Source organism: Bradyrhizobium sp. STM 3809 (genome assembly GCF_000239795.1).
Taxonomy (GTDB): domain Bacteria; phylum Pseudomonadota; class Alphaproteobacteria; order Rhizobiales; family Xanthobacteraceae; genus Bradyrhizobium.
The window spans coordinates 1-17,281 of the sequence record NZ_CAFJ01000220.1 but is presented as its reverse complement, the minus strand read 5'-3'; the positions used below and the strand labels follow the sequence as shown (position 1 = coordinate 17,281).

The following is a 17,281-nucleotide window of genomic DNA, read 5'->3' as shown; positions in this document are numbered from 1 at the left end:
GCCTGTGAGATCTGTCCGTGCAGCACGCGCAAGGTGAGCTTGGCGCTGGCCGCCGCGAACTGGCGGAAATGCACATGCGTGTTGGTCTTCAGCGCGCGGGGCAGGCTGGCCGATGCGGCATCGAGCCGCTGTTGCGGGATCGCCAGCAGCTCGCTGGCGCCGGGCAGCGCCCGCGCGGCGGCGCGCAGCTCGTTGCGGCGGCTTTCCTGGCCGCGCTGCCAGCAGACGCTGACGCGGCGGGCGAGGCTCGCGACCTCCTGCATCAGCTCGCTGCGCACCGGCACGGCCATCTCCGCGGCCGCGGTCGGCGTCGGCGCGCGCTTGTCGGCGGCGAAGTCGATCAGGGTCACGTCGGTCTCGTGGCCGACGGCCGAGATCAGCGGGATCATGCTCTCGGCCGCGGCGCGGACCACGATCTCCTCGTTGAAGGACCAGAGATCCTCGAGCGAGCCGCCGCCGCGCGCGACGATCAGCACGTCGGGTCGGGGGATCGGGCCATCCTCCGGCAGATCGTTGAAGCCGCGGATCGCGGCCGCGACCTGCTCGGCCGAGCCCTCGCCCTGCACCTTGACCGGCCACACCAGCACGCGGCGGGGAAAGCGGTCCTCGAGCCGGTGCAGGATGTCGCGGATGACCGCGCCGGTCGGCGAGGTGACGACGCCGATCACCTCGGGCAGCCAGGGCAGCAACTGCTTGCGCGCGGGATCGAACAGGCCCTCGGCGCCGAGCTTCCGCTTCCGTTCCTCCATCAGCGCCATCAGCGCGCCGATGCCGGCCGGCTCCAGCGCCTCGATGACGATCTGGTACTTCGAGGAGTTCGGATAGGTCGTGAGCTTGCCGGTTGCGATGACCTCGAGCCCTTCCTGCGGCTTGAAGCGCATGCGGCCGTGCACGCCCTTCCAGATCACGGCCTCGATCTTGGCGCTCTCGTCCTTGAGCGCGAAATAGCAATGGCCCGAGGAATGCGGACCGCGAAATCCGGTGATCTCGCCGCGCACGCGGACGTGGCCGAACTGGTCCTCGACCGTGCGCTTCAGCGCCGAGGACAGCTCGGAGACGGTGAATTCGGGCGCGTTGGGCAGGGCTTCCGCGGGCGGCATTGCTGACTGATTCGGTTTGGGAGCAGCCGCCAAGGTAGGGACTTTCAGCCGCCTCCGCCAATCAAGCAGTTGTCTTTTCGATAACTCTGTTATACAGAGTACTCTGTTATCGGCTCGAAAGTCACAGGGGGACTGCGATGAAAGGCGTCAAAATCATGCTGCGGCTGGTTGGCTGGGGCCTCGGCCTTGCCGGGGCTTCGTCGCTGGCTCTCGGGGCGATGCTCGCAAATCCGCTGGTTCGCCCGCCCGAGCTGAAATCGATCTCCGAGACCGCCGGCCGGGTCGATCGCAGCACGATGCCGGCCTTGCAGCGGTTCAGCGCCCGCGACGGCACCGAGCTCGCCTATCGCCACTACCCGGCGCGATCGACGCCGGCCGGAAAGATCGCCATCCTCGTCCATGGCTCCTCCGGCTCGAGCGTGGCGGTGCATGCCCTCGCCGACGGCCTGGCCGCGCAAGGGATCGAAACCTTCGCGCCCGACATTCGTGGCCATGGCGGCTCCGGCACCCGCGGCGACATCGGCTATCGCGGCCAGCTCGAGAACGATCTCGCCGATCTCGTGGCCGAGGTGCGCAGGTCGGCGCCGACGCAGCCGATCGTGCTGCTCGGGCATTCCGCCGGCGGCGGGTTCGTCCTGCGCGTCGCGGGATCGCCAATCCAGGACCTGTTCGCGCGCACCGTGCTGCTCTCTCCCTATCTGGGCTACGACGCGCCGACCAACCGCGACAATTCCGGTGGCTGGGCGAGCCCGGACATTCCGCGCATCCTCGCGCTCGGCTTGCTGAGCCGCGCCGGCCTGCCATGCTGCGAGGCGCTGCCCGCCTTGGCCTTCGCCATTCGGCCGAACGCGGAGAAGTATGTGGTCCCGGCCTACAGCTATCGGCTGTTTCGCAACTTCGCGACCGCCGGCTACAAGGCCGATCTCACCGCGGCAAAGCATCCGGTGAGCCTCATCGCGGGCGCCGACGACGAGCTGATGCTGGCCGACAAATATGCCGATGCCGTGCATGCGGTCGCGCCTGCGGTTGACGTCAAGCTGATCGCCGGTGTCAATCACATGGAGATCGTGTCGGCGCCTGCCGCTGTCGCCGCGATCGCCGAGGACGTGGCCACGCGCTAGAGGTTTCAACCCGCATGATCGATCACCTGGAAGCCGCGCGCGCGCTCGATGATATCGAGGACATCACCAGGCGCGTGCGCCAGTCGCAGCTCTACAGGCTCTCCAGCCTGCTGATGATCCTGTGGGGCGCGCTCGTGCTCGCCGGCAATCTCGTCACCTATCTGACGCCTGTCTACGCCGACAAGGCGTGGCTCGCGGTCTATGGACTCGGCATCGCCGGATCGCTCGTCCTGGGCGCCACGGAGAAGGCGCGCTCCGGCATGGGCAGCTTCGATGTGCGGTCGCTGCTCGCCTTCCTGATGTTCTTCGCCTTCGGCTTCTTCGTCGAGACGATCGGCCATTTCGGGCCGCGCCAGATGGGCGCGTTCTGGCCGATCTATTTCATGCTGTTCTACTGTCTTGCCGGCCTGTGGTTCGGCATCGCGTTCACGATCTTCGGGCTCGGCGTCATCGTGCTCACCCTGGTCGGCTATGTTTTCATCGGCCCGGCGTTTCCGCTGTGGATGGCCGTCGTCAATGGCGGCGGCCTGATCCTCGGCGGCTTGTGGATGCGGCGGAGCTAACGGCGTTGGCGGAACTCGACGAGATCATCCACCAGCCGCTGCGGCTTCGGATCATGGCGGCGCTGAATGCGCTGCCGGCCGGCACCGGGCTGGAGTTCGTCCGGCTGAAGAAACTGACCGGGGCGACCGACGGCAATCTCGGCGCCCATATCGAGACGCTCGCCCGCGCCGGCTACGTCATGGTGGACAAGGCCTTCGTCGGCAAGAAGCCGCAGACCACGGTCACGCTGGCCGCTCCGGGGCGGGCCGCCTTTGCCCGTCATGTCGCCGGTTTGCAGGAAATCATCGCCGGAGCCGCCGCAAAGCCGCCGGAGCCCTGATTTGACTCTGCGGCGAGGGCCGGGCAATTGGGGCCTCCACATCGACCCACACCCCTTTGACGGCTTCGACGATGAATATCCTCCTGATTGGTTCCGGCGGCCGCGAGCACGCTCTCGCCTGGAAGATTGCCGGCTCCCCGCTGCTCACCAAGCTGTGGTGCGCGCCGGGCAATGCGGGAATCGCCAGGGAGGCCGAATGCGTCACGCTCGACGTGACCAACCATGCTGACGTGGTCGCGTTCTGCAAGGCGAACAAGGTCGATCTCGTGGTGGTCGGGCCGGAGACCCCGCTGGCCGCGGGCATCGTCGACGATGTCAGCGCCGCCGGCATCAAGATCTTCGGGCCGAGCAGGCTCGCTGCACAGCTCGAAGGCTCCAAGGGCTTCACCAAGGATCTCTGCGCCGAATACGGCATTCCGACCGGCGCCTATGGCCGCTTCGACAACGCGCCCGAGGCGCTGGCCCATGTCCGCGAGCACGGCGCGCCGATCGTCGTAAAGGCCGACGGGCTGGCGGCGGGCAAGGGCGTGGTCGTCGCCAGGACACTCGCCGAGGCCGAGGACGCCGTGCGGATGATGTTCGACGGCGGCTTCGGCGCCGCCGGCGCCGAGGTCGTCATCGAGGAGTTTCTCGAGGGACGCGAGGTCTCGTTCTTTGCGCTGTGCGACGGCGAGACTGCGATTCCGCTGGCCTCCGCGCAGGACCACAAGCGCGTGTTCGATCACGATCAGGGGCCGAACACCGGCGGCATGGGGGCATATTCGCCGACGCCGTTCGTGACGCAGGAGATTCATGACCAGATCATGAAGCGCATCATCCTGCCGACGATCGACGGCATGAATGCGCGCGGCACGCCGTTCAAGGGCATCCTCTATGCCGGCCTGATGCTGACGGCCGAAGGACCGAAGCTGTTCGAATACAACGTCCGCTTCGGCGATCCGGAGTGCCAGGTGCTGATGCTGCGGATGATGTCCGACCTGGTGCCGGCGATGCTGGCCGCCTGCGACGGACAGCTGAAGAATTTCGACCTGCGCTGGTTCCCCGACGCGGCGGTCACCGTGGTCATGGCCGCGAAGGGCTATCCCGGTGACTACGCCAAAGGCAGCGTGATCGAGGGGCTCGATGACGCCGCCAAGATCGACGGTGTGGAAATCTTTCACGCTGGCACGGTTGCGAAAGATGGTTCGATCCTCGCCAATGGCGGCCGCGTGCTGAACGTCTGCGCCACCGGCAAGACCATCACCGAGGCACAGGCGCGCGCCTATCAGGCGGTCGACCACATCCGCTGGGCCGACGGCTTCTGCCGTCGCGACATCGCTTGGCAGGCGCTGGCGCGTGGCCACGGCTGAGGTGCACCTCAGCCCGTCGCAACCGGCGGAGCGTAAGAGTTCCCACTTTTGATACTGCCACGCATCTGCCTTCGGACTATGTTTCCCGCGAAAATTGTGGCAGTTCCATAGTCTCATACCGTGAGGGATGATTCAGTTCCGCCGTGGAACGGAGTGGCCATGGAATGCGCGCGGTGCGGCAAGCAGAACCAGCCGGAGAGAGCCTCGTGCGAACTCTGCGGTGAGCCGCTTGGCCTCAAATGCGAGGCATGCAGCCACACCAACAGCCCGTCGAATCGCTTCTGCGGCCAATGCGGCTCGCCGTTGCCGGGACGGCTCGCCCAGCCGGATCAGGCCGCGCAGCGCGTGCTGCGGACGCTGAGCAGCAAGGGCGGCGAGCGCAAGCGGCTGACCATCCTGTTTGCCGACATCCGCGATTCGACGCAGCTGATCGACAGTCTCGGCGATCCGGAACTCGCCATGCAGCGACTCGATCCGGTGCTCAACCTGATGAAGGAGGCGGTCCACCGCTACGACGGCGTCGTCAACAAGACCCAGGGTGACGGCGTGATGGCGCTGTTCGGGGCGCCGGTGCCGCACGAGGACCATGCCGTGCGCGGCTGTCTCGGTGCGCTGGCGATGCAGGACTCGATCGGCCGCCTCGGCGACCCGCATCTGCAGGTCCGGGTCGGACTGCATACCGGCGAGGTCATCGTCCAGGTCGTCGAAAACAGCATGTACCAGACCTACGACGCGGCTGGCGCCAACGTCCATCTGGCCAACCGCCTCGAGCACATGGCCGAGCCCGGGACGATCCTGATCAGCAAGGAGACCTACACCGGCGCGCGGCAGTTCGTCGAAGCCGAGTCGCTCGGCACGCACACGGTCCGTGGCATCGCCACGCCGGTCTCGATCTACAAGCTGATCGGCCGCCTCAACGCGCCGGCGAGCGATGTCTTCCGCAGCGGCCAGCGGCTGCTGCCGCTGACCGGCCGCAAGGCCCAGCTCGAGGTACTCGCGCGCGAGCTCGACAATGTGCTGGCGGCGCGTGGCGCCGTGGTCGGCATCGTCGGCGAGGCCGGCATCGGCAAGAGCCGGCTGTGCTTCGAATTCGCCGAGCACTGCCGCCGCCAGGGCATTCGTGTCTACGAGGCGCGCGTGCTGGCGCATGGCCGCGCGACGCCGTTCCAGCCGGTGTTGGAGCTGTTGCGCGACTTCTTCGGCATTCGGCCGAAGGAGCCGGTCGAGGTGTCGCGGCAGCGCGTGGTCGAGAAGCTCGAGGCGCTCGGCCTGCCGGACACGGCGCTCGTGCTCCTGCTGGACTTCATGAGCCTTGCCGATCCCACGCGTCCGGCGTTGCGGCTCGATCCGGGCGTCTTCAAGACCCGTCTGCTGAACGTCGTCAGGATGCTGTTCCGTGCGGCGCCGGCCGACGGCGGCACCGTGATCCTGATCGAGGATCTGCATTGGATCGACGAGGCGAGCGAGGAGTTCGTCGAGGCGCTCGCGGAAGCCACGATCGGCACCAAGACGCTGCTGGTCGTGAACTACAGGCCGGGCTTCGCGGCCTCCTTCATGCAGCGGGCCGCATTCCACGAGCTGCACATCGTGCCGCTCGCCTCCGCCGAGGCGCGCGAATTGCTGCGCGGCGTGTTCGGCGATGATCCGTCGCTGCAGAAGCTGGCCGGCGACATCGTCGAGCGCGCGCAGGGCAATCCGTTCTTCCTCGAGGAGCTCGCCAGCGCCGTATCCGAGAGCGGCGACTTCGAGGGCGAGCGCGGCGCTTACCGTCTCAAGGGGGGGACCTCCCCGATTCCGCTGCCGCCGACGGTTCACGCCGTCGTGGCTGCGCGCATCGACCGGCTCAGCGAGGCCGCCAAGAACGTGCTGGAGACGGCGGCTGTGATCGGCCGCTCGGTGGCGCTGGCCGTGCTGAAGCCTGTCACGGGCCTTTCCGATGCCGAACTGTTCGATGCGCTCGCCCAACTGCGCCAGGCCGATCTTCTCTATGACTTGCCGCCGTTCGACATGGGCGTGCTCGCCTTCCGCCATCCGCTGATCCAGGAGGTGGCCTATGCGATGCAATTGCGGTCACGCCTGAGCACGGTCCACGCTGCCGTCGCCAAGGCGATCGAGGCGCTCGATTGGGGCACGCAGGACGAATTCGCCGCCCTGATCGCCTCGCATTATGAGTTCGCCGGCCAGATCATCCAGGCCGTCGAGCATCTGCAGCGTGCCGCGCGCTGGATCGGCCGCACCAACACGGCCGAGGCGCTGCGGCTATGGAAGAAGGTCCGCGCGATGCTCCAGGCTCTGCCGGAGTCGGAGCATGTCGAGCGGCTGCGTTCGCTCGCCAGCGCGCAGATCCTCAACTTCGGATGGCGCGAGGGCATCTCCGCCGAGGAGGTCAAGCCTTTCGCCGAAGAGGCGCTGCGATACGCGCGCTCCTCGGACAAGATGCACGAGCCGCTCGTGCTCGGTGCCTACGGACGGGTGCTGGCCTCGACCGGCGCCGTCGACGACTATGTCACGCTGGTGCAGAATGCGGTCATGCTGACCTCGCAGGAAGGTGATGTCGGTCGGTACGCCACCGTCAACGCCATGCTGGCTCAGGCCTATTTCATGTCGGGACGCGTCCGGGAGGCGCTCTCGGCCGCCGAGTCGGCACAGGCTGCGATCGCGCAGCAAAGCGGCTTCGAAAGCAATGTGACGCTCGGCCTCAACCCCAATCAGATCATGGGGTTCGATGTCGAATACTGGATCAGATGCCTGAAGGCGCGGATGCTGGTGCAACTCGGGCGCTTTGCCGAGGCCGAGCAGGATCTGATCGGATTGTTGAGCAAGGGCGACCAGCAGGACGCTGCAGTCGTACGCTTCATCCCGCATTTCGCGTCGGTGGAACTCGGCTGGGCCACCCAGCGCTCTGCCCTGGTGCAGGAACATGCCGGGATTGTCGGCCAGATCGCCGAGCAATCGGGCACGCCCTATATCAAGGTTGCGGCGTTGTGGTGCCACGGCCTCGCCTGCGCTGCAGCCGGTGATCACCTGGCGGCGGCTCACGACCTGCATGAAGCCATCGAGATGGCGCGCCAGACCAAGACGTTCCTCGAAGCCGAGGGCCGGCTGCTTGCGGAATATGCTGGTTTTCTCCGTCAAGCCGGCCGCCTCAAGCCTGCGCTCGAGGCAGCGGAGGAAGCCATCGCCGTGGCGCGGCAGCGCACGGACCGGATCGCCGAGCTTCATTCCCGGTTGCTGCGCTATCTGATCCAGGCGTCGCAATCCGACCTGCGAAACGACGCCGAGGCATCCGACTGGATTCGCGATGCCGAGCGTCTGCTCGATGCAACAGGCGCGGAGATCTACAGGCCGATGTTGATAGCTTGCCGGTCCTCCCTTGAAGGTACTAGCTGACCTGTGCAGTATGCCCCCCTTTTTGATAATCAATTAGGGGCGCTGAACCATGGGTTTGATGATCAAGGACAGTACGACGCTGGACATTCTCGTCCAGTTGAACCGCCGCTTCGAATCCGAGGCGTTGCCGGAGATGGTTGAGCTGCAGCGCGAGTTCGGCGTTTTCTCGCTCCAGCATGCTCTGCAACAATCCTTCGCCTTGCTCGGCATCGTGCCGCAGGATTGGACCGAGCGGCGACGCTGGTATCGCTTCCTCGAGCATCTTCGGACCTATCCGTCGGATATTGCCGGCGTGAACGGCCATGACCGGGTCATCAGGGCCTTCAAGGACGATCTGGAATCCGAAAAGCCCCTGCCGGTGTCGATCGTCTGTCACTCGGCGGCCGAAGATCCGCGCGTGACGGTGTCGAAGGGTCGTCCCGTGGTGTTCTCGCTCGAGACCCATGTGATCGTTTCTATACCCACCACGCCCGGTCGCGAGGCGCGTCAGAACATCGCCGAGGAGGCGCGCGCCAGGCGTGTCCAGAAGCGCGGCAAGAAATGAGGGCGACGGCGGGCGGCGACAACGAGCGTGACCGATCCTCGCTCGACGCCATCTGCTCCGACGTCGACGCCTACTACACGGCCTGCGTTGCGCGTCACGGCGCCACGCCGCGTGGCGTCGACTGGTCGTGCGAGGCGACGCAGGGCCTGCGCTTCGTGCAATTGATGAAGCTGTGCGACGTGTCGGCGCCGTTCAGCCTCAACGACATCGGCTGCGGCTACGGCGCGCTTGTACCGTTTCTGGCGACGCGCTTTGCGTCCTGCGAGATCGACTATCTCGGCATCGATCTGTCGCGCGCCATGATCAGCCGCGCGCGTCGCCGCTATGCCGGCCCGCAGCGGCGCTTCGTCGTCGCAGCCGAGAGCCCGCGTGTGGCCGACTACTCGGTCGCCTCCGGCATCATGAACGTCAATGTCGGCTACGCGCGCGAGGCCTGGGAGGACTACGTCAGGGCCATGCTGGCGCGCATGCACGCGACCAGCCGGCGGGGCTTCGCCGTCAACTTCGTGCGGGCGACTGACGATGCGGAGCCGGACAGCGACCCCGCCACGACGCGGCTGTACCACACCATCCCCGACGTCTGGGCCGCCCATTGCGAGCGGGCCTTCGCAGCGCGGGTCGATGTCATCGGCAATTACGGCATGAAGGAGTTCACGCTCCTGGTTCACCGGACGTCTCCAGTCCGTCCCGCGCACTGATGTCGGCCGGGCGGTCGAGAGCCGATCGGTCCAGCGCCGCCATCGAACGGGCGATCGACGTGCTGGTGTCCGCGCGCGGCCACGCGAGCCCGGCGCGGCTCGAAAGCGCCTGCGCGCTGTTGCGCGAGCGCGCCCCGCTGCATTGGGTCGAACGCCCCGGTGTGCGCCCGTTCTGGGCCGTGACACGCTACGCGCATATCGTTTCCATGGAGACGCGCGGCGGACAATTCGCAGCGGGCCCACGCACCTATCTCGCTAGCGAGAGCTCCGAGGCGGTGCTGCGGCGGGTCACCGGCAAGCCGCAACTGGTACGCAGCCTGACCGAAATGGATCCGCCCGATCACGCGGTCTATCGCGGCATTCTGCAGAACGCCTACGCGCCGCCGGCCTTGCGGGAGATGGAGGTGTGGCTGGCGCAATGGGCTGCCGAGATCATCGATCGCGCGACTGCGCGCGGCGATGTCTGCGATTTCGCCCGTGACGTGGCGGTGCCGTTCACATTCCGGGTGATCGGCCGCATGCTCGGCACGCCGGAGGCGGACGATGCGCGGCTGGCACGACTGGCGCAAGCCTTCGTCGGCGCCGAGGATCCGCAGCGGCGACTTGCGGAGGCGCCCGGCGACACCATGCGCATGGCCATGCTGGCGCTGCGCGACTACTTCGAAGCCGTCGTCGCCGATCGCCGCGCTCATCCGCGCGACGATCTCGCCACGCTGATCGCCCATGCCGAGCCGCATGGCCGGGCGATGCCGCATTACGAGCTGATCTCCTATTTCATCCTGTTGGTGACCGCGGGCCATGACACCACGGCGCTCGCGCTGGCCGGCGGCCTCGACGCGCTGCTCGCGGCGCCCGACCAGTTCGCGCGGCTGCGCGCCGAGCCGGAGCTCCTGGACAGCGCCATCGAGGAGATGTTGCGCTGGACCACGCCGGTGCGCCATTTCATGCGGACGGCGCTGTGCGACACCGAGGTCGGCGGCCAACGGATACGCGAAGGCGAGGCTCTGGCGCTGTTCTTCCACTCCGCCAATCGCGACGAAGCCGTGTTCGAGGACGCCGCTGCGTTCCGGATCGATCGAAGTCCCAACCCGCATATCGCCTTTGGCCGGGGGCCGCACATCTGCATGGGCCTGCTGCTGGCGCGGATGCAGATGCGCGCGATGTTTGCGGAACTGCTGCGCCGCACGGCGCGGATCGAGCGGGCTGGACGCGTACGGCGTGTGCAGTCGCAGTTCATGAGCGGCGTCGGCGTGCTGCCGGTCCGCATCTCGCTTTGCGCCGAACGCCGGCCGGCAGTAGCCTAGGCCGCGATCAACGCCCGTGAGGCCGACATGTCCGATCTCGCCGACCTGTTTCCAGGCTATGCGTCCGAATGGATCAACACCTCTTCCGGCCGCATCTTTGCGCGCGTTGGCGGCAGCGGGCCGCCGCTGCTGCTGCTGCACGGCTTTTCCGAGACGCATGTGATGTGGCATCGCGTGGCGCCTGATCTCGCCGAGCGCTTCACGCTGATCATCGCCGACCTGCCGGGCTATGGCTGGTCCGACATGCCGGACAGCGATCCCAGCCATACGCCCTACACCAAGCGCGCGATGGCCAACACGATGATCGAGGCGATGGAGCAGCTCGGTCATGTTCATTTCGCGCTGGCCGGCCACGACCGCGGCGGCCGCGTCGCCTATCGTCTCGCGCTCGACCATCCCGGCCGGCTGTCGCAGCTCGCCGTGCTCGATATCCTGCCGACCTACGATTATTGGGAGCGCATGAACCGCGCCTACGCGCTCAAGATCTATCATTGGGCGTTCCTCGCCCAGCCCGCGCCGCTGCCGGAGACGCTGATCGCGGGGGCGGGCGAGTTCTTCCTGAAGCAGAAGATGGCGAGCCAGACCAAGTCGAAGACGCTCGATCCGATCGATCCTCGCGCGCTCCAGCACTATCTCGCGCCGTTCCGCGACCCCGCCCGCATTCACGCGATGTGCGAGGACTATCGCGCCGGCGCCTATGCCGATTTCGAGATCGACAAGGCCGATCTCGACGCGGGCAAGAGGATCGCCATCCCGATGCTGGCGCTGTGGGGCGATGCCGGCATCGCGAGCGCGGCGGCGACGCCGCTCGACACCTGGCGGAAATGGGCGACCAACGTCCGTGGCGCCCCGGTCGATTCCGGGCACTTCCTCACCGAGGAGAATCCAGCGGAGACGACGCGGCTGCTGCGGGAGTTTTTCGCGGCTGGGTGACGTCAGCGCCGCGCCTTGAAGAACGCCTTCAGCATCTGCGCCGACTGCTGCTCGCCGACTGCGGAATAGACCTCCGGCGCATGATGGCAGGTCGGCGCGGCGAAGAAGCGGACGCCGGAGTCCACGGCCCCTCCCTTCGGGTCGGCGGCCCCATAATACAGCCGGCGGATGCGGGCGAAGGAGATGGCGCCGGCGCACATCGTGCACGGCTCGAGCGTGACGTAGAGGTCGCAATCGACCAGCCGCTCGCTGCCGATCGCCCGGGCGGCCTGGCGCAGCGCCAGGATTTCGGCATGGGCGGTCGGGTCGCGGTCGGTCAAAGTCCGGTTGGCGGCGCTGGCGATCACCTCGCCATTCCGCACCACGACACAGCCGATCGGCACCTCGCCGGAAATTGCGGCCGATTCGGCCGCTTTCAGGGCCAAATCCATGAAAGAAGGGCTGTTCATGGCTCGTCATGCCCGCCCAAGTCTGCTACTGGATCGCCCTTCAGCACAACCGGACCCCATTTTCGCGTGACATGCGCAGCTTCCGAAGCGCGCGGTTCACGCGCCGTCCTGCACCTCGAAGTGAGACCTTCATGCCCCGCACCACCGACAAAGACAACGAGTCCCGCGGCCGTCGCGGCAGCGCCCCGCGGGGACGGTCCGAGGGAGCCAAGGGACGCTCGGGCGCCGCGCGCGGGCCGGAGAAGAAGTTCGCCAAGCGCGGCTTCGGCGACAAGGAGGGCGGCGGCAAGAGCTTTGCCAAGCGCGATGGCGGCAAGCGCTCGTTCGATGAGGGCCGCGCGCCGCGCCGCCGCGACGACGGCGATGGTCCGCGCAAATCCTATGGCGACAAGCCGCGCTTCAACCGCGACGACCGCCCGCGCAGCGATCGGCCCTATGCCGCGCGTTCGGGCGAGGGCGAGAAGCGCGCCTTCAAGCCGCGTGGCGACCGGCCGAAATTCGACCGCGACGAGCGCAGCGGCGAGAAGCGTCCCTACACGCCCCGCGCCGGCCGCGACGAGGCCCGTCCCGCGGGGCGGTCGTCCGAGCGCAAGTTCGGCGAGCGCAAGCCCTACGCGCCGCGGGATCGCGACGGCGACAAGCGGCCGTACACGCCGCGCGGCGAAGGCGCGCGCGATCGCGGCGAGCGGCCGCGCAGCTTCGGCGACCGTCCGCCCCGCGGCGACCGGCCGGAGCGTTCGTTCGGCGGCGAGCGCAAGTTTTCGCGTGGTGCCGAGGGCGATCGCGGTGAGCGCAAGTTCGGCGCCGGCGCGCGCGGCCCGCGCAAGGAGTTCGGCGATCGTCCGCCGCGGGGGGAGAGCAAGCCCTGGCAGAAGCGCGGCGCCGATGGCGAACGCGCCGAGCGTGGCGCGCGTCCGCCGCGCGAGGGAGGCCGCAGCTACGACCGGCCGCGCGAGGAGCGTCCGACATTCGACCGGCCCAAATTCGACCGTCCGAAGTTCGATCGTCCGCGTGATCGCGGCGACGACCGCGGCTTCGACAAGCCGCGTCGCCGCCCGGAGGGGCGCACCGACTGGCAGGAGCATCCGCGCAGCGAGCGCCGCGGTGGCGAGTTCGGCGATCGTCCGCGCCGCGACAATGAGGACGACAGCCAGATCTTCGCCAAGCGCCCGGCGTTCGGCGGCCGCGGTCCGTATCGCGAGCGCAAGCCGGAAGCCGAGAAGCGCAGCAAGCGCGTCGTGCCCGACGAGGCGCCGAAGCCGGGCAAGACCGGCGAGCGCATCGCCAAGGTGCTGGCCCGCGCCGGCCTGGCCTCCCGCCGCGACGCCGAGGAGATGGTGACGCAGGGCCGCGTCAGCGTGAACGGACGCGTCATCAACTCGCCGGCGCTCGACGTCACCGAGAATGACGAGATCAAGGTCGACGGTGCGCCGCTGCCGGAGCGCGAGCGCACGCGGCTGTTCCTGTACCACAAGCCGCGCGGGCTGATGACGACGCACAGCGACCCCGAGGGGCGCCCGACCGTGTTCGACAATCTGCCCGAGGGCCTGCCGCGGCTGATCTCGATCGGCCGGCTCGACTTCAACACCGAGGGCCTGCTGCTGCTGACCAATGACGGCGGCCTGGCGCGCGTGCTGGAGCTGCCGGACACCGGATGGACGCGGCGCTATCGGGTCCGCGCCCATGGCGAGATCACGCAGGCGCAGCTCGACCAGCTCGCCGCCGGCGTCGAGGTCGACGGCGTGAAGTATGGGCCGATCGAGGCGACGCTCGAGCGCGACCAGGGCGCCAATGTCTGGCTGGTGGTGGCGATCCGCGAGGGCAAGAACCGCGAGGTGCGCAACGTGCTCGCGCATCTCGGCCTCGAGGTGAACCGCCTGATCCGCGTCTCCTACGGTCCGTTCCAGCTGCTGGAGCTGCCCGAGGGCGAAGTGCAGGAGGTCAAGACGCGGGTGCTGCGCGAACAGCTCGGCGAAAAGGTGATCGCGCAGTCCGGCGCCGATCTCGGTCCCGCGGGCAACAGCAATCGCGAGCCGCTGCCGGACCCCAAGCCCAAGCCGAAGCGCGAGGTCGTCGCCGACCGCAAGGGCCGCCGCGTCCTGGTCCAGCGCACCGGCAGCGAGGAGGCGCGCGAGCGCCACGAGGCGGAGGCGCGCTTCCCGGGTCCGCCGCGGCGGCCGAAGCGCGGCTATCACGGCAAGCGCGATATCACGCCGCGGGACGATGAGTAGGGTGCGCCGATGCGTGTCGTCGGTGGACGGCTGAAGGGCCGCAACATCGCGTCGCCTGCGTCGCGTGACATCCGGCCGACGCAGGACCGCCTGCGCGAGGCGCTGTTCAACATTCTCGTGCACGCCTACGACGATCCTGTCGACGGCGCGCGGGTGCTGGATCTGTTTGCGGGCACCGGTGCGCTCGGCATCGAGGCGGTGTCGCGCGGCGCGGCGTTCACGCTGTTCGTCGACAATGGCGCCGAGGCGCGGGCGCTGTTGCGCAACAACGTCGAGGCACTCGGGCTCGGCGGCGTCACCAAGGTGTATCGCCGCGACGCCACCAATCTCGGCCCCGCGCATCCGGTCGAGCCGTTCTCGCTGGTGTTTCTCGACCCGCCCTACGGCAAGGGCCTGGCGGAGAAAGCGCTGGTGTCGTTGCGCGACGGTGGCTGGCTGGTGCCATCGGCGCTGCTGGTGGTGGAGGAGTCCAGGGCTGCGGCGTTCAAGGCGCCCGAGGGGTTCGAGGAGCTCGAGCGACGCGCTTACGACGACACCGAATTCGTTTTCTTGCGCCGCTCCTGATCCTGGCTCGGTGTCGCCCCTGCGAACGCAGGGGCCCATCACCACAGGGTCATGTTGGGAGGCAGGCTGATCGCCACGTCGATCTTTTTCCTCACCTTTGCTGCGGCGTATGGGTCCCGGATCGGCGCCTCCGGACAGCGCTGCGCGCTGCCGGAGGCTTGTCCGGGACGACATCGGATTTGTGGTTATCGTCGTGGCCTCGAACGCCGCTATCTCCTCCCGAACAGCTTCTCGACATCCGCGAGCTTCAGCTCGACATAGGTCGGGCGGCCGTGGTTGCACTGGCCGGAGTTGGGCGTGTCCTCCATCTCGCGGAGCAGCGCGTTCATCTCCTCCGGCTTGAGGCGGCGGCCGGCGCGGACGGAGCCGTGGCAGGCCATGGTGGCGGCGACGTGCATCAGCCGGCGCTCCAGCGGCAGCGCCTCGCCCCATTCCTCCATGTGCTCGGCGAGATCGCGCAGCAGCGCGGAGGCGTTGATCTTGCCGAGCAGCGAGGGTGTCTCGCGCACCGCGACGGCGCCGGGGCCGAAGGATTCGATCGCGAGCCCGAATGAGGCGAGCTCATCGGTGCGCGCCAGCAGCGACTCGACGGTGGCTTCGTCGAGCTCGACGATGTCCGGGATCAGCAGGATCTGCCGCTGCACGCCGTGCGTGGCCAGCGACGCCTTCAGCCGCTCATAGACGATGCGCTCATGCGCGGCGTGCTGGTCGACGATGACGAGGCCGTCGCGCGTCTGGGACACGATGTAGGTGTCGTGGATCTGCGTGCGCGCGGCGCCGAGCGGACGGTCGAGCAAGTCGGGCGCGGCCGGCTGCTCGTGCAGGCGCAGATCGGCGCGCGGGCCGCCGACGTCGAACGCGGCCTGCATCGGCTCGGCAAACGCGCCGGGCGAGTAGGCCGTAGGCGTCGCCTCCGTGTCATCATAGCGCGGCACCGGCGCAGCCGGGGCCGACGGCGAGCGCTGCCAGTCCCAGTTCATTGGACCGGCGTTGGGTCGCGGCGGCGTGAACGCCGGGCGGAACGCCGCGATGGTCGCGCCGCCGTCATTGGCCGCGGTGCGGCGGCCCTCGCGTGCGAGACCCTCCTTCAGCGCGTGGATGATCAGCGCGCGCACCAGGCCCGCATTGCGGAAGCGTACCTCGGTCTTTGCGGGATGCACATTGGCGTCGACCTCGCGCGGATCGAGCGTCACGAACAGCGCCACGACGGGATGACGGTCGCGCGGCAGATAGTCGGCATAGGCGGCGCGCACGGCCCCCAGGATCAGCTTGTCGCGGACGGGGCGGCCGTTGACGAACAGGTACTGCCCGAGCGCATTGGCGCGGGTCAGCGCCGGCGCGGCGGCGAAGCCTTCGACGACGACATGCTCGCGCTCGCTGCGCACCGCGATCGCGTGGCTGCGGAAGTCGGCGCCCAGGATGTCGCCGAGTCGCGTCAACTGGCCCGGCGCGCCGGGCAGCGCGGCGGCCCAGGTGACCGGCGCGCGCTCCTCGCCGGCCAGCGTGAAGGCGATGTCGGGCCGCGCCATCGCGAGCCGCCGCACCACCTCGCGGATCGCCTCGGCCTCGGTGCGGTCGGTCTTGAGGAACTTTAGCCGCGCCGGCGTCGCGTGGAAGAGATCGGCGACTTCGACGCGGGTGCCCTGGTTGAGCGCCGCCGGAACAATGTCGGACTTGTCGCCGCAATCGACATTGATGGCCCAGGCATGCGGCTCGCTCCTGTGCCGGGTCGTGATCGACAGCCGCGCCACCGAGCCGATCGAGGGCAGCGCCTCGCCGCGGAACCCGAGCGTGCGGATCTGCAGAAGATCTTCGTCGTCGAGCTTCGACGTCGCGTGTCGCTCGACCGCGAGCGCGAGATCGGCCGCGGTCATGCCGCCGCCGTCGTCGGTGATGGCGATTGTCCGCCGGCCACCGCCGTCGGTGAAGATGTCGATGCGGTGGGCGCCGGCATCGATCGCATTCTCGACCAGCTCCTTGACGACGCTCGCCGGCCGCTCGACCACCTCGCCGGCGGCGATGCGGTTGATGATCTGTTCGGGAAGCTGACGAACGGGCATGGAGCGGGACTGCCGTGGGATTCGGATGAGCTGGTGGTGCCGCCGCGGCGGCGCCACAATGTTGGCCGGGAGAATAGCCTTTTTCATGCAGTGCGGCAGGCGAATGCCGCGTTCTCCAACGGGATTGTGGGGCGGGCGGGGCCGGTATATCGTTTCCCGAAAATCACAATCTGCCGGAGGAAGCCCATGTGCCGTCTGTTCGCACACCAGCCTCAGCGCGATTATGAGTCGCAGACCCGCTCCTTGCGGATCGGCGGCCACAGCACGTCGATCCGGCTCGAAATGGCGTTCTGGGACACGCTCGAGGAGATCGCCGCCAAGGAAGGCATGAGCCTCGCCAAGTTCGTGACCACGCTGTACGCCGAGGTGCTCGACCACCACGGCGAGGTGAAGAATTTCGCGTCGCTCCTGCGCTGCTCCTGTTTGATCTACCGGGCCAAGGCGACGGCTGCGATGCCGGACTTCGCCGCAGCTGCGATCATGGATGCGGCGGAGTAGCCAAGCCCGCGCTCTCTCGTCTCCCTTCCCCCGCCCACGCACGCAGGGCTCTCGCATATGGCGATGCGGAGCTGTCCCGACGAGCGATCCTGCTCATTTGTTACTCCGTCATGCCCGGGCTTGTCCCGGGCATCCACGTCGTTCTTAGCGGGTCGGA

The 17,281-nt window shown here is 68.1% G+C and carries 15 protein-coding genes; 12 read left to right on the top strand and 3 right to left on the bottom strand.

The genetic code is table 11. From position 1 onward, the window contains the following. Positions 1–1,100, bottom strand: a 1,100-nt coding sequence (xseA, locus tag BRAS3809_RS12015; protein ID WP_035656151.1) for an exodeoxyribonuclease VII large subunit, incomplete at its 3' end; no start/stop codon positions are given. 137 nt (positions 1,101–1,237) lie between these two features. Here xseA and BRAS3809_RS12010 point away from each other — a divergent pair. The 9 genes from BRAS3809_RS12010 to BRAS3809_RS11970 all read left to right on the top strand — a co-directional run bounded on the left by BRAS3809_RS12010 (position 1,238) and on the right by BRAS3809_RS11970 (position 11,322). Then, positions 1,238–2,221, top strand: coding sequence for an alpha/beta hydrolase (locus BRAS3809_RS12010; RefSeq protein ID WP_008962365.1), 984 nt, complete (start codon positions 1,238–1,240; stop codon positions 2,219–2,221). Positions 2,222–2,235: 14 nt separating this feature from the next. After that, positions 2,236–2,784 carry a hypothetical protein gene (locus BRAS3809_RS12005; RefSeq protein WP_008962364.1) on the top strand — a complete coding sequence of 183 codons (549 nt, stop codon included), beginning with the start codon at positions 2,236–2,238 and terminating at the stop codon, positions 2,782–2,784. Between the two features lie 5 nt (positions 2,785–2,789). Next, positions 2,790–3,104: a winged helix-turn-helix domain-containing protein gene (locus tag BRAS3809_RS12000; protein WP_008962363.1), complete on the top strand. Its 315-nt coding sequence runs from the start codon at positions 2,790–2,792 to the stop codon at positions 3,102–3,104. Between the two features lie 71 nt (positions 3,105–3,175). Beyond that, the gene (gene purD / locus BRAS3809_RS11995; protein ID WP_008962362.1) at positions 3,176–4,453 is read left to right on the top strand and encodes a phosphoribosylamine--glycine ligase; all 1,278 of its coding nucleotides are present in this window, start codon (positions 3,176–3,178) and stop codon (positions 4,451–4,453) included. 159 nt (positions 4,454–4,612) lie between these two features. Continuing rightward, positions 4,613–7,843, top strand: a complete 3,231-nt coding sequence (locus BRAS3809_RS11990; protein WP_008962361.1) for an adenylate/guanylate cyclase domain-containing protein — start codon at positions 4,613–4,615, stop codon at positions 7,841–7,843. 49 nt (positions 7,844–7,892) lie between these two features. Next, positions 7,893–8,387 (top strand): hypothetical protein, encoded by a 495-nt coding sequence (locus BRAS3809_RS11985; RefSeq protein ID WP_240535654.1) that lies wholly within the window; start codon positions 7,893–7,895, stop codon positions 8,385–8,387. Continuing rightward, the gene (locus BRAS3809_RS11980; RefSeq protein WP_008962359.1) at positions 8,384–9,085 is read left to right on the top strand and encodes a class I SAM-dependent methyltransferase; all 702 of its coding nucleotides are present in this window, start codon (positions 8,384–8,386) and stop codon (positions 9,083–9,085) included. The genes BRAS3809_RS11985 and BRAS3809_RS11980 overlap by 4 nt, the downstream gene beginning before the upstream one ends. Before the next feature lie 59 nt (positions 9,086–9,144). Then, complete coding sequence (locus BRAS3809_RS11975; protein ID WP_240535653.1) at positions 9,145–10,389, top strand: cytochrome P450; 1,245 nt, start codon at positions 9,145–9,147, stop codon at positions 10,387–10,389. Positions 10,390–10,416: 27 nt separating this feature from the next. Beyond that, positions 10,417–11,322, top strand: coding sequence for an alpha/beta fold hydrolase (locus tag BRAS3809_RS11970; protein WP_008962357.1), 906 nt, complete (start codon positions 10,417–10,419; stop codon positions 11,320–11,322). A 2-nt stretch (positions 11,323–11,324) separates the two neighbouring features. On the opposite strand, the gene BRAS3809_RS11965 is transcribed toward BRAS3809_RS11970, so the two are convergent. After that, positions 11,325–11,771 (bottom strand): nucleoside deaminase, encoded by a 447-nt coding sequence (locus BRAS3809_RS11965; RefSeq protein ID WP_083839091.1) that lies wholly within the window; start codon positions 11,769–11,771, stop codon positions 11,325–11,327. A gap of 131 nt (positions 11,772–11,902) precedes the next feature. Here BRAS3809_RS11965 and BRAS3809_RS11960 point away from each other — a divergent pair, with 131 nt between their 5' ends. Then, positions 11,903–14,002 (top strand): pseudouridine synthase, encoded by a 2,100-nt coding sequence (locus BRAS3809_RS11960; protein ID WP_008962355.1) that lies wholly within the window; start codon positions 11,903–11,905, stop codon positions 14,000–14,002. Between the two features lie 9 nt (positions 14,003–14,011). Beyond that, on the top strand, positions 14,012–14,566 hold the full coding sequence (gene rsmD, locus BRAS3809_RS11955) for a 16S rRNA (guanine(966)-N(2))-methyltransferase RsmD (RefSeq protein ID WP_008962354.1): 555 nt from the start codon (positions 14,012–14,014) through the stop codon (positions 14,564–14,566). Positions 14,567–14,775: 209 nt separating this feature from the next. Here the strand turns inward: rsmD and mutL are convergent, their stop codons facing one another. Further along, positions 14,776–16,626 carry a DNA mismatch repair endonuclease MutL gene (gene mutL, locus BRAS3809_RS11950; protein ID WP_008962353.1) on the bottom strand — a complete coding sequence of 617 codons (1,851 nt, stop codon included), beginning with the start codon at positions 16,624–16,626 and terminating at the stop codon, positions 14,776–14,778. A 186-nt stretch (positions 16,627–16,812) separates the two neighbouring features. On the opposite strand from mutL, the gene BRAS3809_RS11945 reads away from it, so the two are divergent. After that, complete coding sequence (locus BRAS3809_RS11945; RefSeq protein ID WP_008962352.1) at positions 16,813–17,124, top strand: ribbon-helix-helix domain-containing protein; 312 nt, start codon at positions 16,813–16,815, stop codon at positions 17,122–17,124. Positions 17,125–17,281: the final 157 nt, after the last annotated feature.

Excerpts from the sequence above, each read along its gene's own strand:
- BRAS3809_RS12010 (WP_008962365.1), top strand. The coding sequence starts at position 1,238 with ATGAAAGGCGTCAAAATCATGCTGCGGCTGGTTGGCTGGGGCCTCGGC.
- BRAS3809_RS12005 (WP_008962364.1), top strand. The coding sequence starts at position 2,236 with ATGATCGATCACCTGGAAGCCGCGCGCGCGCTCGATGATATCGAGGAC.
- purD (WP_008962362.1), top strand. The coding sequence starts at position 3,176 with ATGAATATCCTCCTGATTGGTTCCGGCGGCCGCGAGCACGCTCTCGCC.
- BRAS3809_RS11990 (WP_008962361.1), top strand. The coding sequence starts at position 4,613 with ATGGAATGCGCGCGGTGCGGCAAGCAGAACCAGCCGGAGAGAGCCTCG.
- BRAS3809_RS11985 (WP_240535654.1), top strand. The coding sequence starts at position 7,893 with ATGGGTTTGATGATCAAGGACAGTACGACGCTGGACATTCTCGTCCAG.
- BRAS3809_RS11980 (WP_008962359.1), top strand. The coding sequence starts at position 8,384 with ATGAGGGCGACGGCGGGCGGCGACAACGAGCGTGACCGATCCTCGCTC.
- BRAS3809_RS11970 (WP_008962357.1), top strand. The coding sequence starts at position 10,417 with ATGTCCGATCTCGCCGACCTGTTTCCAGGCTATGCGTCCGAATGGATC.
- BRAS3809_RS11965 (WP_083839091.1), bottom strand. The coding sequence starts at position 11,771 with ATGAACAGCCCTTCTTTCATGGATTTGGCCCTGAAAGCGGCCGAATCG.
- BRAS3809_RS11960 (WP_008962355.1), top strand. The coding sequence starts at position 11,903 with ATGCCCCGCACCACCGACAAAGACAACGAGTCCCGCGGCCGTCGCGGC.
- rsmD (WP_008962354.1), top strand. The coding sequence starts at position 14,012 with ATGCGTGTCGTCGGTGGACGGCTGAAGGGCCGCAACATCGCGTCGCCT.
- mutL (WP_008962353.1), bottom strand. The coding sequence starts at position 16,626 with ATGCCCGTTCGTCAGCTTCCCGAACAGATCATCAACCGCATCGCCGCC.
- BRAS3809_RS11945 (WP_008962352.1), top strand. The coding sequence starts at position 16,813 with ATGTGCCGTCTGTTCGCACACCAGCCTCAGCGCGATTATGAGTCGCAG.